20 protein-coding genes are annotated in these 15,991 nt (G+C 39.3%); 14 read left to right on the plus strand and 6 right to left on the minus strand.

The window, feature by feature from the left end; all coding sequences use genetic code 11:
- Positions 1 to 16 precede the first annotated feature (16 nt).
- Entirely contained in the window at positions 17 to 1,111 is a 1,095-nt protein-coding gene (gene ychF / locus E4661_RS02640) for a redox-regulated ATPase YchF (protein WP_136465265.1), read from the minus strand.
- A gap of 138 nt (positions 1,112 to 1,249) precedes the next feature.
- Positions 1,250 to 1,378 (minus strand): hypothetical protein, encoded by a 129-nt coding sequence (locus E4661_RS19555; RefSeq protein WP_262709905.1) that lies wholly within the window; start codon positions 1,376 to 1,378, stop codon positions 1,250 to 1,252.
- Positions 1,379 to 1,477: 99 nt separating this feature from the next.
- On the opposite strand from E4661_RS19555, the gene E4661_RS02645 reads away from it, so the two are divergent.
- On the plus strand, positions 1,478 to 2,254 hold the full coding sequence (locus E4661_RS02645) for an agmatinase family protein (RefSeq protein WP_136465266.1): 777 nt from the start codon (positions 1,478 to 1,480) through the stop codon (positions 2,252 to 2,254).
- A gap of 3 nt (positions 2,255 to 2,257) precedes the next feature.
- On the opposite strand, the gene E4661_RS02650 is transcribed toward E4661_RS02645, so the two are convergent.
- Complete coding sequence (locus tag E4661_RS02650; protein ID WP_136465267.1) at positions 2,258 to 2,611, minus strand: 4Fe-4S dicluster domain-containing protein; 354 nt, start codon at positions 2,609 to 2,611, stop codon at positions 2,258 to 2,260.
- 93 nt (positions 2,612 to 2,704) lie between these two features.
- Between E4661_RS02650 and E4661_RS02655 the strand changes: the two genes are divergently transcribed.
- From E4661_RS02655 to E4661_RS02700, 10 genes are all read left to right on the plus strand, one after another.
- Complete coding sequence (locus E4661_RS02655; protein ID WP_136465497.1) at positions 2,705 to 3,748, plus strand: acyl-CoA reductase; 1,044 nt, start codon at positions 2,705 to 2,707, stop codon at positions 3,746 to 3,748.
- A 115-nt stretch (positions 3,749 to 3,863) separates the two neighbouring features.
- Positions 3,864 to 4,928 (plus strand): 3-phosphoserine/phosphohydroxythreonine transaminase, encoded by a 1,065-nt coding sequence (serC, locus tag E4661_RS02660; RefSeq protein ID WP_136465268.1) that lies wholly within the window; start codon positions 3,864 to 3,866, stop codon positions 4,926 to 4,928.
- 2 nt (positions 4,929 to 4,930) lie between these two features.
- Complete coding sequence (locus tag E4661_RS02665; protein ID WP_136465269.1) at positions 4,931 to 5,881, plus strand: D-2-hydroxyacid dehydrogenase; 951 nt, start codon at positions 4,931 to 4,933, stop codon at positions 5,879 to 5,881.
- Between the two features lie 53 nt (positions 5,882 to 5,934).
- A complete protein-coding gene (locus tag E4661_RS02670; protein WP_136465270.1) occupies positions 5,935 to 6,576 on the plus strand; it encodes a DUF937 domain-containing protein in 642 nt (213 codons plus the stop codon).
- 69 nt (positions 6,577 to 6,645) lie between these two features.
- On the plus strand, positions 6,646 to 7,104 hold the full coding sequence (locus tag E4661_RS02675) for a DUF6146 family protein (RefSeq protein WP_136465271.1): 459 nt from the start codon (positions 6,646 to 6,648) through the stop codon (positions 7,102 to 7,104).
- A 31-nt stretch (positions 7,105 to 7,135) separates the two neighbouring features.
- On the plus strand, positions 7,136 to 7,651 hold the full coding sequence (locus E4661_RS02680) for a DUF6787 family protein (protein WP_136465272.1): 516 nt from the start codon (positions 7,136 to 7,138) through the stop codon (positions 7,649 to 7,651).
- Positions 7,652 to 7,706: 55 nt separating this feature from the next.
- The gene (locus E4661_RS02685) at positions 7,707 to 8,006 is read left to right on the plus strand and encodes a hypothetical protein (RefSeq protein WP_136465273.1); all 300 of its coding nucleotides are present in this window, start codon (positions 7,707 to 7,709) and stop codon (positions 8,004 to 8,006) included.
- Between the two features lie 72 nt (positions 8,007 to 8,078).
- Entirely contained in the window at positions 8,079 to 10,475 is a 2,397-nt protein-coding gene (locus E4661_RS02690; RefSeq protein ID WP_136465274.1) for a TonB-dependent receptor, read from the plus strand.
- Positions 10,476 to 10,486: 11 nt separating this feature from the next.
- Positions 10,487 to 11,077 (plus strand): type 1 periplasmic binding fold superfamily protein, encoded by a 591-nt coding sequence (locus E4661_RS02695; protein ID WP_136465275.1) that lies wholly within the window; start codon positions 10,487 to 10,489, stop codon positions 11,075 to 11,077.
- Between the two features lie 44 nt (positions 11,078 to 11,121).
- A complete protein-coding gene (locus tag E4661_RS02700) occupies positions 11,122 to 11,487 on the plus strand; it encodes a hypothetical protein (protein ID WP_136465276.1) in 366 nt (121 codons plus the stop codon).
- Here E4661_RS02700 and E4661_RS02705 read toward each other — a convergent pair.
- The 3 genes from E4661_RS02705 to msrA are packed head-to-tail and all read right to left on the minus strand — an operon-like array spanning position 11,457 to position 12,944.
- Entirely contained in the window at positions 11,457 to 11,741 is a 285-nt protein-coding gene (locus tag E4661_RS02705; RefSeq protein ID WP_136465277.1) for a hypothetical protein, read from the minus strand. The genes E4661_RS02700 and E4661_RS02705 overlap by 31 nt on opposite strands.
- A gap of 40 nt (positions 11,742 to 11,781) precedes the next feature.
- Positions 11,782 to 12,381 carry a GTP cyclohydrolase I FolE gene (folE, locus tag E4661_RS02710; protein WP_136465278.1) on the minus strand — a complete coding sequence of 200 codons (600 nt, stop codon included), beginning with the start codon at positions 12,379 to 12,381 and terminating at the stop codon, positions 11,782 to 11,784.
- 2 nt (positions 12,382 to 12,383) lie between these two features.
- The gene (gene msrA / locus E4661_RS02715; protein WP_136465279.1) at positions 12,384 to 12,944 is read right to left on the minus strand and encodes a peptide-methionine (S)-S-oxide reductase MsrA; all 561 of its coding nucleotides are present in this window, start codon (positions 12,942 to 12,944) and stop codon (positions 12,384 to 12,386) included.
- A gap of 157 nt (positions 12,945 to 13,101) precedes the next feature.
- Here msrA and E4661_RS02720 point away from each other — a divergent pair, with 157 nt between their 5' ends.
- The 3 genes from E4661_RS02720 to E4661_RS02730 all read left to right on the plus strand — a co-directional run bounded on the left by E4661_RS02720 (position 13,102) and on the right by E4661_RS02730 (position 15,975).
- The gene (locus E4661_RS02720; RefSeq protein ID WP_136465280.1) at positions 13,102 to 13,764 is read left to right on the plus strand and encodes an ABC transporter ATP-binding protein; all 663 of its coding nucleotides are present in this window, start codon (positions 13,102 to 13,104) and stop codon (positions 13,762 to 13,764) included.
- Positions 13,765 to 13,773: 9 nt separating this feature from the next.
- Positions 13,774 to 14,538 (plus strand): TIGR02757 family protein, encoded by a 765-nt coding sequence (locus tag E4661_RS02725; RefSeq protein ID WP_136465281.1) that lies wholly within the window; start codon positions 13,774 to 13,776, stop codon positions 14,536 to 14,538.
- A 159-nt stretch (positions 14,539 to 14,697) separates the two neighbouring features.
- Positions 14,698 to 15,975 carry a MutS-related protein gene (locus E4661_RS02730; protein WP_136465282.1) on the plus strand — a complete coding sequence of 426 codons (1,278 nt, stop codon included), beginning with the start codon at positions 14,698 to 14,700 and terminating at the stop codon, positions 15,973 to 15,975.
- Positions 15,976 to 15,991 lie beyond the last annotated feature (16 nt).

Here is a 15,991-nt window from a genome sequence, read left to right on the forward strand (position 1 = left end):
TTACAATGTTCAACTATTACACGTTGAACCTAAAATGCATCACATCACCATCTTTTACTATGTAATCTTTACCTTCCACTCTCATTTTACCAGCTTCCTTGACCTTGGTTTCACTTCCGTAATCCACATAATCACTATACGAAATCACCTCGGCACGTATGAATCCTTTTTCAAAATCAGTGTGGATAACACCAGCGGCTTGCGGAGCTGTCGCACCAATTGGAATGGTCCAAGCGCGAACTTCCTTTTGACCAGCGGTAAAATACGTTTCCAAATTCAATAATCGATATGCCCCTCTTATGAGTTTTGCGGAACCGGGTTCGGTAAGCCCTAAATCCTCAAGAAATAGCTGACGCTCCTCGTATGTTTCCAGCTCGGTAATATCAGCTTCTGTGCCTACTGCTAGAAAAATCACTTCCGCGTTTTCATCCGCAACAGTAGCTTTCACCTTTTCCACATATGCATTTCCTTCAACAGCAGCGCCTTCGTCCACGTTACAAACGTACATAACCGGTTTATCAGTAATCAGTTGCAAGGGTTTTACATATGCTACTTTATCATCATCAGCAACAGTAATCGCTCTTACCGATAGTCCCGATTCGAGACCTTCTTTTAAAGCATTTAGAATAGTTTCTTCCTTTTGAGCTTCTTTGTTGCCAGTCTTAGCGGTACGCTTTACTTTGTCCAGTTTTTTCTCTACACTCTCCAAGTCTTTTAGTTGGAGTTCCATATCAATGGTCTCTTTGTCCCTAATGGGATCCACAGAGCCATCCACATGTACGATATTATCGTTGTCGAAACATCTCAAGACATGAAGAATAGCATCAGTTTCGCGAATATTACCCAAAAACTGGTTCCCCAATCCTTCTCCTTTACTAGCTCCTTTTACCAACCCAGCAATATCCACGATTTCAACGGTGGCAGGAATTACTTTTTCCGGATTTACTAACTCCTCCAATTTTTCCAATCTTGGGTCAGGTACATTTACCACACCAATATTGGGCTCAATGGTACAGAACGGAAAATTTGCACTTTGGGCCTTTGCATTGGACAAACAGTTAAAAAGTGTTGATTTTCCTACGTTGGGCAATCCTACAATACCAGCTTTCATTAATAAAGATATTTAGACATCAGACATTAGCAATCAGACTTGACATAGTACTGATTATTGAACATTGACGATTGTTCATTGATTTTTCGGCTGCAAATATAAGTGGAACTTTTATATGGAAAACTATGTTTTAACAGGCTAAAATCCATTTGCCCACATATAGGCACCTATGACCAAGACTGTGATAATACCCAAAATAGCCACCACAGAGAGTATGCAACCTACATTTTTCCAGAATCCCTTATATTCCTCCTCCTTTTCTTCCATGGGTTTATTTTTCAAGATTTTGCAAAAGTAATAAGAAATCCTTTGGTCAATAATGACAATGAAGCAAAGCATTCCGTTATCAATTTTTACATTTGATATATGGGAAAAATTACAATTCAAGGCATTTTGTACGATGATAAGTCCTCTTTTTTAAAAGGTCCGGCTTTGGCTCCTCCATTAATTCGGGAAGCATATCACAGCAATTCTGCCAACTATTGGGCGGAAGATGGCAGTTATATACATCCAGATTTGTTCGACGATGCAGGCGATCATACTATTAAAGACTATTTTGATATATCAGAAATAACATCCAAACAACTTCGAGAAGGAAATCCGATGATAACATTAGGAGGCGATCACTCAATTACTTTTCCTGTAATCCAAGCATTTCATGCGACCTACGGACTAATCGATATTTTGCATATTGATGCGCATGGGGATCTCTACGAAAATTTTGAAGGTGACCCCTATTCCCATGCATGCCCTTTTTTCAACATTATGAAAGATGGATTAGTTAAGAATTTATATCAGGTTGGAATTCGAACTTTAAACGACACGCAAAGAACAAATGCGGAAAAATTTGGGGTCAAAATCAATGAAATGAAAGATTTCGAGTCTTTTAAAATGCCCAAGTTCAAAAATCCGCTATACCTTTCTTTGGATTTGGACGCTCTGGATCCTGCTTATGCGCCAGGAGTGTCACATCACGAACCTGGAGGGCTGAGCACAAGACAAGTAATCGATATCATTCAAAAAATTGATGCTCCAATTGTAGGTGCTGACATCGTTGAATACAACCCAACAAGGGACATTAATGATATGACTGCTATGGTCACTGCAAAATTATTTAAGGAAATAGCCGCTAAAATGCTTTAGCATTTACCCGTCGGGGTGCATAAATTTTTGCTTGCCAAGAAGTTCGTCTTCAGACTCGACGCGGTCCTCATCTGGAACACAACAGTCCACCGGGCATACGGCAGCACATTGCGGCTCCTCATGGAAACCCATACACTCAGTACATTTATCAGGAGCTATATAATAGATTTCATCGCTTATGGGTTCTTGCACTTCGTCAGCATCTACCGCTTTGCCATCAGGAAGTACAACATCCCCGGCCAAAGAAGTACCATCACTATATCTCCACTCATCAGCACCTTCATAAATTGCCGTGTTGGGGCATTCTGGCTCGCAAGCTCCACAGTTGATGCATTCGTCTGTTATGATAATTGCCATAATTTTCCTTTTCTGTTATGCCGAAATCAGCTCAGCATGCTTACTTTTGGTGCACAAAAATAAACCCTACCAAATTAGTGTACAAATATAATGATGGCATATAAGGGAAGATTGAAAGCTTTTGTTAAACTTGGAAATTATCTGAAGGATTTTTGTGAAAATCACAATGCAGATTCCGAAAGCAGGTTTTCATTGTTTAAGGATGTATTGATAAGAGCAGAAGAACAGAATACTTGGTTTACACAGGAAAACCTCTTTTTTACGCTACAGCAATGGTCTAATCTACTGACGGAAGACAAACTAACCCAATGGCTTTCCAATTATACATTGGACAACCAAAGCGATCCTAAGATCATTGGGGTAGTAATGGCCGGGAACATTCCCCTTGTAGGGTTTCATGATTTTATTTGCATTTTGCTCTCTGGAAACAAGGTTTTGGCAAAAACCTCCTCTAACGATAAAGTATTACTGCCCTTTTTATGCGATTTTTTGGTGCAGCAAGAACCAAGTCTTCAAGATAACATCGAATTCACTGAAGGAAAGTTTGAACATTTCGATGCAGTAATAGCCACCGGGAGTAACAACACAAGTCGGTATTTTGAATATTATTTTGGCAAAAAGCCCAATATTATCCGAAAAAATAGAAATGCTGTGGCCATTCTAACAGGAAATGAATCCAAGCAGCAACTTGAGGCTTTGGGTGAGGATATTTTTAGATATTACGGTCTTGGCTGTAGAAATGTTTCTAAAATCTATGTGCCCAAAGACTATGATTTTGACCTGCTTTTTAAGGCTTTGTTTGCTTACAAGGATATTATCCATCAAACCAAATACGCCAACAATTACGATTATAACAAAGCGGTTTATTTGATGAGCGAATTTAAAATATTGGACAATGGGTTTTTAATCTTGAAAGAAGACGAAAGCTTTTCCTCCCCTATTGCCTCTCTTTTCTATGAGTTTTATGATTCGGAAGAAACATTAAAACAAGAATTGGCCAACAGGGAAGAAGATATTCAATGCGTGGTTTCCAAAGGATGGTTTTTACATGAAGTCGATTTTGGGCAGACTCAAAAACCCAGATTAAGCGACTACGCGGATGGTGTGGACACTATGAAATTCCTGCTAGAACTTTAGCCCAGCGGATTGTTTTCATATCCAAGTTTTTTTAAGACCTTTATCACTTAATTTAATTTGAACAGATTCTCCTGCCTAATAATTTGAAGGAGTTTCAAACCTCTCGAACCTATATATGAAAAAGCACAATTTTAGCGCCGGACCTTGTATTTTACCACAAGAAGTAATGCAAAAAGCCTCTGAAGCAGTAGTTGAACTGGATGGCATAGGACTCTCCTTAATAGAAATCTCGCACCGAAGTAAGGAATTTGTAGCCATTATGGAAAAGGCACGTTCTTTGGCGTTAGAGCTTTTGGGGCTTGAAGGAAAGGGATATCAGGCCTTATTCCTGCAGGGAGGAGCAAGCACCCAGTTCTTGATGGCAGCCTATAACCTATTGGAAAATAAAGCAGGGTACGTAAATACAGGTACTTGGAGTCTTAAGGCCCTAAAGGAAGCTCGATTGTTTGGAGAAATTGTAGAAGTGGCCTCTTCCCAAGATCAAAATTTTAACTATATACCCAAAGGATATAGTATTCCAAAAGATTTGGATTATTTACACCTTACCTCCAACAATACCATTTTTGGAACACAGGTAAAAGAATTCCCCAAAACCAATGTCCCTTTGGTTTGTGACATGAGTTCCGATATTTTTTCACGTCAGCTGGATTTTTCGAAATTCGATTTGATCTATGCCGGGGCGCAGAAAAATATGGGACCAGCCGGCACCACACTTGTTGTTGTAAAAGAGGATATTTTGGGTAAAGTATCCAGAAAAATTCCTTCTATGTTGGATTATTCAGTACATGTCGGTAAGGACAGCATGTTCAACACCCCTCCGGTTTTTGCAGTGTACACGTCCATGTTGACAATGCAGTGGCTTAAAGATTTAGGTGGAATAGCTGCAATTGAGGAAATCAATGAAAGAAAAGCGAACCTTATTTATTCTGAAATAGAATTGAATCCGGTTTTCTCCGGATTTGCTGCAAAGGAAGACCGTTCAAACATGAATGCAACCTTCAATATTACGGATGAGACCCTAAAGGAGATTTTTGACGAAAAATGCAAAGAGGCAGGAATCAGCGGAATAAATGGACACCGCTCTGTTGGCGGATATAGGGCTTCCATGTACAACGCCCTTCCTTTGGAAAGTGTAGGGGTTTTGGTAGATATTATGAGTGATTTGGAAAAGAAAGGATAAACATGAAGATTTTAGCTAACGACGGAATCGCCCAGTCAGGTATAGATAAATTACAATCCGAGGGTTTTGATGTCATAACTACTAAGGTGGCCCAAGAGCAATTGGCAAATTTCATTAATGAAAAGAATATCAGTGCATTGTTGGTCCGCAGTGCGACTGAAGCGAGACAGTCTCTTATTGATTCTTGCCCAAGTTTGAAATTGATTGGTCGCGGAGGTGTTGGCATGGACAATATTGATGTCTCCTATGCCAAGTCCAAAGGAATCCACATCATCAATACTCCTGCAGCTTCTTCGGAATCTGTTGCCGAATTGGTTTTTGCGCATTTATTTGGTGGGGTCCGTTTTTTATACGATTCTAACCGAAATATGCCTCTTGAAGGAGACAGCAAGTTCAAACAACTCAAGAAAAGTTATGGCGGGGGCTCCGAGTTAAGGGGAAAGACTCTCGGAGTTATTGGATTCGGGCGCATAGGTCAGGCTGTAGCTAAAATGGCCCTTGGATTGGGCATGAAAGTGATTTTCAATGACCCTATCGTTGAAAATACGATATTGGAGATTCCATTTTTTGATGGACAGTCGGTAAAATTTGAATTATCCAACAGTGATTTTGATGCTGTTCTCAAAAGTTCTGACTTCATAAGTGTACATGTCCCCGCCCAAAAAAGCTACGTGTTGGGCAAAAAGGAATTTGACAAGATGAAAGTCGGCGTTGGAATAATAAATGCTTCACGAGGCGGAGTCATTGATGAAGTTGCCTTGATAGATGCCTTGGAGAGCGAAAAAATTGCCTTTGCAGGCTTGGATGTATTTGAATCTGAACCTAATCCTGAAATCCGTATTTTAATGCATCCTAAAATCTCGTTGACACCCCATATTGGAGCTGCTACCAAGGAAGCACAAGACAGGATTGGACTAGAACTCGCTGATCAAATCATCAAATTGTTAAAGTAGACCTGATACCTTTTCTTTTTTGTACATTGTCACTCTAAACTAAACACTACAAAATGTCAGGATTATTAGATTTATTAAACAGCCCAATGGGCAAACAACTGATTAGCGGTGTAGCTGGTCAAACTGGACAACCTGAAAACAAGACTGCGGATGTATTGAGCATGGCTATGCCTCTTCTAATGGGTGCCATGAAAAGAAACGCTTCTACATCAAGTGGAGCTGAGGGTTTGATGAATGCACTTTCTTCAAAACATGATGGCAGCATTTTAGATAACCTTGGTGGTCTGTTTGGCGGGGGTGTAGATCAAGGTGTCATGGATGATGGCGCAGGAATACTTGGTCATGTATTTGGGGCTAAACAACCCCAAGTGGAAAATGCCTTGAGCAACAAATCTGGAATAGATGCGGGAACCATTTCGCAAATTTTAAAGATAGCCGCTCCTATATTATTGGGCTATTTGGGAAAACAGACCAGACAACAGAAAGTAAACAGCCCTGATGCCCTTGGTGGATTGTTGGGAGGACTAATGGGAGGTGGAAGCTCTGCCAGAAAACAACAATCCCTAATCGAGACCTTCTTGGACTCCGATGGAGACGGAAGTGTTGTAGATGATTTAGCTGGGATGGTGCTCAATAGTGGAGGACGCCAAAAAAGTGGTCTTGGCGGACTCCTAGGCGGACTTTTCGGAAAATAATAAGTCTCCTTAACGTTATTTAACAAGCCATTTGAACTTATCAAATGGCTTTTTTTGTACTTTAAGGTTATGAAAAAGAAAGTTTTACGTAACATATTGGCTTCAACGTTGGTTTTGGGACTACTGTATTCCTGTACCACGCAAAAGGAAGCTCTGGAGATATCTGCCGATGAAAAGGCAATATTTGACACCCAAGGTGAGGAAAGAGTTGAGATTAAGGATGAAGAAACGGAATATGAAATTATCATCATTGACCCGGGTTTTTATACTTGGCTGCAAAGTATTGCTCGACCAGAAGGATACTATTCCCAAGATTTTTTAGAGAACAGAAACCAATTATTGGTGATCAATTGGAATCAACGGGTACTGCAGCCACAACGTTTCAATCCTAATTTATACCAACTTCAAATTGATTACAACCCTGCGATTGATTACGGATATGAGGTTAATTACAAGCTCTACAATTACTTTGTTTATTTCCAAAGAAAATATAATCAACGCTTGGGTCCTTTTACACCTCGTATTTAAAGTGTTATTTTTGCCATCGAATTTTTGATGGATGAATAAAATAAGAATACGCTGGGATATAACTAAAAATTGGCAGTTTTTCTTTCCCGTTTTTGGTTCAATGTTGGTTTTGTTAACAGCCTATATTATAGCTAGTCGGCTTTTGCATGTTTTTAGCTTAAACAGCAACATTCTTGAATGGACATTTATTATCGTGTTAGGAGGAGCATTGTATGTTCTGATGATTAAGTTTTTCATCTGGTGTTTTAAAAAGCTAGCGAACAAATGGCCTGTTGAACAACGTTGGGAAATGATTGCCATCTTCATTGTCTTTGCCATTACCGGAAGCATCTCGGGAAAATTGGCGGGTCCTTTGGCCGATTTGATAGGAATTCAAAAAGATTCTATAAGCGGATGGATTTACTGGCCTATCCGTGTACTACTAATTTTTCCTATTTACCAAGTGCTTTTGGTTTTATTCGGCTGGTTGTTCGGACAGTTTCGTTTTTTCTGGAATTTTGAAAAAAAAATGCTTAAACGTATGGGGTTAGGCTTCCTGATACCATAAATTATGTTTTTATTAACATAATTCTTGGGGTCAAAAAATATACCTTTGCTTAGATATGCCCGAATGTAAGAAGGTCATAGGTTTTTTACTGTTCACCACCTTAATACTAGTTAAGGTATCGGCCTTTCATGTATATGTTCACCACGATTCGGAGACGGACGAAATTGAAAACTGTACCGTCTGCGATTTGGTAATGGAAAATCAGGGCTCCGAATTACAGTTCAGTACTCCGGTAGTGGAAATGGATACTCCAGAAGTCATCCAGGTTATTAAGGAAATTGTCTCGGGCCAACAACTTAAAACCATCCGTTTTAACTTTTCACTTTTTTCTAGGCCTCCCCCTCACATAGCATAGAACTTCTACCCCCACATCTTTTGTTTCTTTAGGAAACATACCTATCACACAAAATTATTTATTGAATTGAGAATGAGAGCAATGCTTTTCATTATTCTTTTGAGCTTTATCCCATTTCAGGGAAAATCACAAGAATGCAACGATGTCCTTAAAGGACAGGTCACAGATTATCATAGCAAAATACCGTTGGAAAATGCTACCGTACTAATCGATCAACTTTCTGAGGTCAAAACCAATAAGAAAGGGGAATATATCTTTACTAGTATATGCCCAGGAACTTATCAGTTGGAAGTTTCCCACCCCGAATGTTCCACCATCTTTGTCGATATCAAGGTAGATGGGGTCACCCAATTCGACATCAAACTGGAACACCATTTAGAAGAACTGGATGAAGTCAACGTGGTTGGAGACGCGGTTAGATACAAAACCAATTCTGCACAAGAAGAAAAGCTTAAGCTGGCTACCCTTGAACAATACAGTGCAGGAAGCTTGGGAGATGCACTTAAGGAATTAGGAGGTGTATCATCCCTTAACACAGGAGCTAATATAGTGAAACCTACCATCCATGGCTTAAATGGAAGTCGAGTATTAATTTTGAACGATGGTGTACGCATGCAGGACATGGAATGGGGTGATGAACACGCTCCGAATGTTGACATTAATGCTGCGGGTTCGGTTTCTATAATCAAAGGAGCGTCTGCGCTTCAATATAGTGGTGATGCCATTGGTGGCGTCATTGTTATGGAACAAGCACGAGTTCCTGCCAAGGATACCCTATACGGTAAAACACTATTAAATGGAGTATCCAATGGTCGTGGCGGAAATATTACATCTGAATTGACCAAAGCCTTTGATAATGGTTGGTTCATAAAAGGCCAAGGGTCTTTCAAACGATTGGGAGACCATGAGGCTGCAGATTATGTCCTTTCCAATACCGGAGTAAAAGAAATTGGTGCTTCCCTGCAATTTGGCAAACGACAATTTACTTGGGGATGGGATGCAAGATATTCGTATTTCAACACGGAAATAGCCATATTGAGAGCTTCCCATATAGGCAATGTGGATGATTTGATTAGAGCAATTAACAGTCTTCAACCCCAAACAATTCGGGAGTTTACTTATGACCTTCAAAATCCTAAACAAAAAGTGACCCACCATTTGGGTAAAATCAACTTTTATAAAAGATTTGAAGGCTTGGGAAAATGGAATCTGCAATATGATTTTCAAAAGAACCATAGATTCGAATTTGATATCCGAAGAGGCGGCAGGAGCAATAGAGCCTCCGTGGACCTTGAACTGACCACACATACCATGACCACTGATTTTAAATGGGATGCCAATGAAACTTATCAGCTTCATGTGGGTCTGCTAGGAAGGTATCAAGAAAACTTTGCCAATCCAGATACAGGAGTACGCCGTCTGATACCTGATTATGATAAGCTTGACTTTGGTCTTTTCATCATCGGTGAATATCAAATCAATGATCAACTGCTATTAGAGGGTGGTATCCGTTACGATTTTACTCATATAGATGCAAAAAAATTCTACAGGACCTCACGTTGGTTAGAACGAGGGTATGATACCGAATTTCAAAATCTTATCATAAACGATTTAGGCACACAGTTACTCGTAAACCCTGTTTTCGATTACCACAATATATCGGCAACCTTAGGAAGCCACCTTGAATTTGACAATGGATCAAACCTAAAAGTCAACTATGCACTGTCACAACGTGCTCCAAATCCTTCTGAACTATTTAGTGATGGCTTGCACCACTCTGCTGCTCGGATTGAATTGGGAGACCTACGTTTCGATAGTGAAACATCACATAAAATCACAGCATCTTTTGAGCAAGATTTCAATAACTGGGGATTTGCTTTCGAACCTTACTCCAATTGGGTCAATAATTTCATTTTGATTGAACCAACCGATGTTGAGTTTAATAATAGAGGGGCCTTCCCCTTATGGGAATATAGACAAACAGATGCGAAATTGCTTGGTTTGGATATTACCATTTACTCAGATTGGACGAAACAGTTTAGCACAGAGCACCGATTTTCATTGGTTAAGGGAAAAGATATAAGTAACAATTTGCCATTGATAAATATGCCTGCTGCTAATTTTAGAAACAAGGTTGCATTTACGCTTCCCGAATGGAAAAACTTTGAGGTGGCTTTGGAAAGCCAATATGTTTTGCGGCAGAATGAAGTTCCAGAAAACATAATGGTCTTTTCTCCGGAACAGCAACAAGATGTTTTGCTGGAAATCAACACACCACCGGATGCCTATCATTTATTGGGTCTGACCTCAAAAATGGAATTTCCATTTGGGAATGGCATGAAATTGACCACCTCGTTGGTGGCAAACAATATATTCAACACAAATTATAGGGATTACCTAAATCGTCAACGCCTTTTTACCGATAATCTAGGGAGGAACTTTATTATACAATTAAAATTTAACTATTAAACCTTTATGTTATGAAAACAATTAAATTCTTATCATTAGCCCTAATTGCCGGACAACTATTTGTCTCATGCTCAAATGATGACAATGATCCGGAAGAAGTAAACGAAGAAGAGACCATCACCACAATGACGGTGACACTTACGCCAACTGCTGGAACAACGGTTACCTTAACTTCTAGAGATTTAGACGGTGATGGACCCAATGCCCCGGAAATCAATGTTTCTGGTAATCTTGCCGCCAATACCACCTACAATGGAATGGTAGCACTTTTGAACGAAACCGAAACACCCGCAGAGGATGTCAACGAAGAAATCGAGGGTGAGGCAGCCGAACATCAGTTCTTTTTTGCAGTTGGAGGAGGTTTAAATGCCTCTACGGCATATGCTGATGAAGAATCAGACTATGTATCTGCAGAGACAGGAACGAATTTTACAACCAACAATCCGGTTGGAATAAAGTTCACATTGACCACCACGGATGCCAGCACAGGAACCTTGGCGGTCACCTTGCGTCACGAGCCTAAAAAACCAAATGATGGTACACTTGTCGATGCTGGTGGAGAAACGGACATCACCCAAACTTTTTCTTTAACTATAGAATAAGACGGTTCTTTTATAAGAAAACTTGTGATTTAATTTAAAAGGAAGTGAAAACACAAAAGCGACATATCTGGTTCAGTACCATCCTGATTTCGGTATTGTTGTTTCAATGGAGCTTTAATTTTCATCATGTATTCACCTCCCATTCTTTTCATTCCCAAGATAAGGTTGATAATAGTCATGAGGCGGTTTTTGGTTCAGACTTTGACTGTGAGCTATGTGCTAAACTCAATACTAAGCCAGCTTCTTTGTTTTTTGCACCAAAAATCGCCTTTACATTTACCTTAGGTGATTTGCCAACCTTTTGGGAAGACCATAGCGTATTTACATCGCTTCAAGGTCTAAACCCAAAACGAGGACCTCCCGCATTTAGCAGTTTTCTTTATGCCTTTTTATCTTTTGAAATCAAATAGGTGTATATCCACATCAAAGTGAACGAAGGTATAATGTCTAAACCAGGAACAAGCTCTTCAACGAACGTCACAACTCCAGCAACTTGACCAATTTTACCCCTGTACATTCGGGTCATCAACCATCCAGCAGCTGGGGCCCAGATTACATCGGAGAACTCCCCTATCCCAGGAATAGCAAAGGAAAGCATTCCAATACCATCAAACAGCAATCCTAAAAGTAGGTGTCTATACTTTGGGTCTTTTTCTTGTGCCATTGATGAAAAATAGGAAATCGAATTGAGATGAAAAAATCGATTAAGATAAATCGGAACTTATCAGCTTCAAAAATTCATTGCGGGTTTCAATTTTTTCAAATTGCCCCCTAAAACCAGAAGTAGTAGTTACCGAGTTTTGCTTTTGCACCCCACGCATCATCATACACATATGTGAGGCTTCAATAACAACAGCTACCCCTTGAGGTTTTAAAGTGTCATTGATACATTCTAGAATATCGTGCGTCAAACGCTCTTGCACCTGTAACCTACGCGCAAAAACATCAACGATTCGAGGAATTTTACTCAATCCCACGATATATCCATTGGGAATATAGGCGATATGAGCCTTGCCAAAAAAGGGCAACATATGATGCTCGCAAAGCGAGTACACCTCAATGTCCTTAATAATAACCATGTCGTCATAATCCTCTTTGAACATGGCTCCTTTAAGGATTTCTTCTGCATTTTGTTTATACCCTTGGGTAAGGAACAGCATGGCTTTAGCGGCTCGTTCTGGGGTTTTTAGCAGCCCATCACGATTGACATCCTCCCCTATTTCATCAATAATTCTGGAAAATCGGTCCTTTACCTCGTTCGTGACCTCAATGTTATATTCTTCTAAGTTTTTATATGGCGCCATGGTTATTTTACAGTGTTTAGCTTATTTGAAAAATGCTGGTTTAGCTTTTTGATCTTAGGATCAATGATAAACTGACAATACGGTTGTGATTTATGATCGTTATAATAATTCTGGTGCTCCTGTTCAGCCAAGTAAAATGGTTGTTCTTCGGTTACAGCGGTTACAATTGGTGCTCCAAAAATCCTTTCTTTTTCCAAAAGCGCGATAAACTCCTCAGCCTGCTCCTTTTGTGCCGGTGTTGTGTAGAAAATTTCGCTGCGGTATTGCGTTCCAACATCATTTCCCTGACGATTTAGGGTCGTAGGGTCATGTGTAGCGAAGAATACTTCGAGTAACTCTGTATAGGAAACCTGTTCAGGGTCAAACAATATACTGATGGCTTCCGCATGCCCAGTCCTCCCCGTACAAATTTCACGATATGCGGGATTTTTAATTTGACCTCCTGTATAACCTGATTTTACCTCGTGAACACCTTGGAGGCGTTGAAAAACGGCTTCTGTACACCAAAAACATCCGCCTGCAAAAATGGCCGTTTCCAAATGCGTATTGTCTTGCTTATCCATTTATCATTGAAAAGTAAACTAAAGATGTTGATTCTACAACCTTTAGTTTTTGTTAAACCCTTTTAAAAGTCGTAATGAGGCTTAAAACCTTTATTTATAATCCCGATTTTTGTGCGCTGAATTCTTATCCTTACTTTCACACCATAAAGCTAAATCGATGATCAAGGCGGCAAATATCCAAAAAAGTTACGGACAACTGCAAGTGCTCAAAGGAGTTGACCTAGAAATACAGAAAGAGGAGGTTATTTCCATCGTAGGAGCTTCAGGAGCTGGAAAAACAACCCTATTGCAAATTCTGGGCACTTTGGATTCCCCTTCCAATCCAATGGATTGTTCCTTGAACGTAAATGGTATTGATGTGCTGCAACTCAAAGACAAGCCATTAGCTCGATTTAGAAACGAACATATCGGGTTCATTTTTCAGTTTCACCAATTATTGCCAGAGTTTACCGCCTTGGAAAATGTATGTATACCCGCATTCATAAAAAAGACTCAAAAAGCCGAAGCGGAGAAAAGAGCAAAGGAATTATTGGACTTTTTAGGATTAAAAAATCGGTATGATCATAAACCCAATGCGCTTTCGGGTGGAGAGCAGCAGCGGGTTGCCGTTGCACGTTCTTTGATCAATAATCCCTCTGTAATCTTGGCTGATGAGCCCAGTGGCAACTTGGACTCCGAGAGTGCAGATAATCTTCATAAACTATTCTTCCAGTTACGTGATGAGTTTGGACAAACCTTTGTACTGGTAACCCACAATACTGAGTTGGCGAACATGGCCGACCGTAAGTTGACCATGGTAGACGGACAAATAGTATCCTAATTCTTTGATGTGAACCAGTCCGAGCTCAAAGATTTTTTGGATGAAAAGGTAGCACAGTATAACCACCCTAGTTTTTTGGAGGGTGATCCGATTCAGGTTCCACATCGATTCTCCAAAAAAGAGGACATTGAAATTAGTGGTTTTCTTACGGCCACTATTGCCTGGGGCAATCGCAAAAGCATTATTAACAATGCTGTTCGGCTGATGGAACTCTTGGATAATTCCCCACATGATTTCGTGTTGAACCATTCCGAAAACGACTTAGATAAGCTAACCCCCTTTGTCCATCGCACTTTTAATGGAACCGATCTTCAATATTTTGTTCAAAGTTTAAAACATATCTATCTAAACTACAAAGGATTAGAATCTACTTTTGCAAAACATCAAGAAGAAGGTTCCTTGCAAACATCCATTTCACAGTTTAAGTTGACATTTTTCGAATTACCTCATCAAACTAGAACCCAAAAACATGTCTCAGATCCACTAAAAGGTTCTGCCGCAAAACGAATCAATATGTTTTTACGTTGGATGGTCCGTGACAATAGCACTGGAGTAGATTTTGGAATTTGGAAAAGCCTAAAACCAAGTCAACTTTCCTGTCCCTTGGACGTACACTCTGGAAACGTCGCACGAAAACTCAAACTCCTCCACCGAAAACAAAACGATGCCAAAGCACTTTTAGAATTGGATACAAATTTAAGAAGGCTTGATGCAACAGATCCAGTGAAGTATGATTTTGCCTTGTTTGGGCTTGGTGTTTTTGAAAAATTTTAGAGTTTTCTCCTTTACCATAAATTGAGTCCATATTGGTTGAAATCATATCTTAAAGTTTCCATAACTTTTCTGACACTATCGGGTTATACATTGCAAATTGGCTATTTTGATACACCACATTCCACTATTAACCTAGGTGAAACCAGTTTGAAATAAAGAATGAACAATTTAAAGGACTTAAATATTGAAAAGGAACTTTTACCATTGTTTGACTATTCATTGAACATGTTCAGCAAGAGGAAAATCCTTGAAATTTTAGAAAACCCCCTATCATCCATAACAGAGATAATTGAACGCCAAAACATTCTTAAAGGTTTTTCTTGTAATGAAAAAACACTGAAGGAGTACTCGTATACAGTGCTGTATTTGAACGAAGTGCATTTTTTTCTAAATGATGGAAAAATAGAAGACCTGTCCAAGAAAAAGCTCAAATACAGGCTGTTCACCTCCAAGAAAGAAAAAATACATTATATAAGTAGATTCAATCAACTGATATTGTTCTTTCATCGTCTCGAATCGAAATATTTTTCAAGGCTGGACTTAAAACAGTTTCCGAAATCTTATGAATGCAGCATTAGAAGAATACTAGAATTTCTTTCCCATTTTGAATTGTATAAATATGAAAACATCGTTAGGGAACACAGATTGAAGGATAAGCATATCATAGAGCTTACCCAAAGAATCAGTGAGTTTAAAAAAGCGGGGAAGGTGAGAGCATTTTGGGAAGACCTATTTCTTTTTGAAGCTTACCTTTCAATAAGTTATGCACTGGTCAAAATGAATTTTCCGTTTCCAAAGTTTGTCGAAAGAGGCTTGAAAATACACCGACTTTATCATCCTTTACTGGATTCACCTGTCAAAAATGATATTGAAAGCGAAAGTAATGTGGTAGTGTTAAATGGCCCCAATATGTCTGGAAAATCAACACTATTAAAAGCCATCACATTATGTGTTTATTTCGGTCATATAGGATTAGGTATACCCGCTGTCCGTGCGGAAATCCCATTTTTCACCCATTTTTCCATTGAAATCAATAGAAGTGATGACATCTTAAAGGGCTACAGTCATTTTATGAAGGAAATCATGAATCTCAAAAGTGTTGTAGAAAATGCAACAAACGGAGATCAATGCTTCGCTGTTTTTGATGAACTTTTTAGCGGAACAAATGTCGAAGATGGTTTTGAAATTTGCAAAACGACCATTAACGGCTTAAGTAATTTCGACAGATGCTACTTTTTCATATCTACTCATATACAGGAACTCCAAAAAGTTTCAAATGAACGCATATCCAATTATTATATTGATTGCGAGCTTATAGATGGTCAGCCTACTTTTACATATCGATTAAAAAAAGGATGGTCAGATGTCAAAGTGGGGCAAATACTTTTTGAAAAAGCAGGTTTGAACCAGTTGTTGACCAAGCAAGGCAACAAATAAAGTTATTTTGACTTAT

The sequence above is a fragment of the Flagellimonas onchidii genome, from assembly GCF_004804315.1.
Lineage (GTDB): Bacteria > Bacteroidota > Bacteroidia > Flavobacteriales > Flavobacteriaceae > Flagellimonas > Flagellimonas onchidii.

Coding starts and splice junctions, on each gene's coding strand:
- ychF (WP_136465265.1), bottom strand. CDS start 1,111: ATGAAAGCTGGTATTGTAGGATTGCCCAACGTAGGAAAATCAACACTT.
- E4661_RS19555 (WP_262709905.1), bottom strand. CDS start 1,378: ATGGAAGAAAAGGAGGAGGAATATAAGGGATTCTGGAAAAATGTAGGT.
- E4661_RS02645 (WP_136465266.1), top strand. CDS start 1,478: ATGGGAAAAATTACAATTCAAGGCATTTTGTACGATGATAAGTCCTCT.
- E4661_RS02650 (WP_136465267.1), bottom strand. CDS start 2,611: ATGGCAATTATCATAACAGACGAATGCATCAACTGTGGAGCTTGCGAG.
- E4661_RS02655 (WP_136465497.1), top strand. CDS start 2,705: ATGGCATATAAGGGAAGATTGAAAGCTTTTGTTAAACTTGGAAATTAT.
- serC (WP_136465268.1), top strand. CDS start 3,864: ATGAAAAAGCACAATTTTAGCGCCGGACCTTGTATTTTACCACAAGAA.
- E4661_RS02665 (WP_136465269.1), top strand. CDS start 4,931: ATGAAGATTTTAGCTAACGACGGAATCGCCCAGTCAGGTATAGATAAA.
- E4661_RS02670 (WP_136465270.1), top strand. CDS start 5,935: ATGTCAGGATTATTAGATTTATTAAACAGCCCAATGGGCAAACAACTG.
- E4661_RS02675 (WP_136465271.1), top strand. CDS start 6,646: ATGAAAAAGAAAGTTTTACGTAACATATTGGCTTCAACGTTGGTTTTG.
- E4661_RS02680 (WP_136465272.1), top strand. CDS start 7,136: ATGAATAAAATAAGAATACGCTGGGATATAACTAAAAATTGGCAGTTT.
- E4661_RS02685 (WP_136465273.1), top strand. CDS start 7,707: ATGCCCGAATGTAAGAAGGTCATAGGTTTTTTACTGTTCACCACCTTA.
- E4661_RS02690 (WP_136465274.1), top strand. CDS start 8,079: ATGAGAGCAATGCTTTTCATTATTCTTTTGAGCTTTATCCCATTTCAG.
- E4661_RS02695 (WP_136465275.1), top strand. CDS start 10,487: ATGAAAACAATTAAATTCTTATCATTAGCCCTAATTGCCGGACAACTA.
- E4661_RS02705 (WP_136465277.1), bottom strand. CDS start 11,741: ATGGCACAAGAAAAAGACCCAAAGTATAGACACCTACTTTTAGGATTG.
- folE (WP_136465278.1), bottom strand. CDS start 12,381: ATGGCGCCATATAAAAACTTAGAAGAATATAACATTGAGGTCACGAAC.
- msrA (WP_136465279.1), bottom strand. CDS start 12,944: ATGGATAAGCAAGACAATACGCATTTGGAAACGGCCATTTTTGCAGGC.
- E4661_RS02720 (WP_136465280.1), top strand. CDS start 13,102: ATGATCAAGGCGGCAAATATCCAAAAAAGTTACGGACAACTGCAAGTG.
- E4661_RS02730 (WP_136465282.1), top strand. CDS start 14,698: ATGAACAATTTAAAGGACTTAAATATTGAAAAGGAACTTTTACCATTG.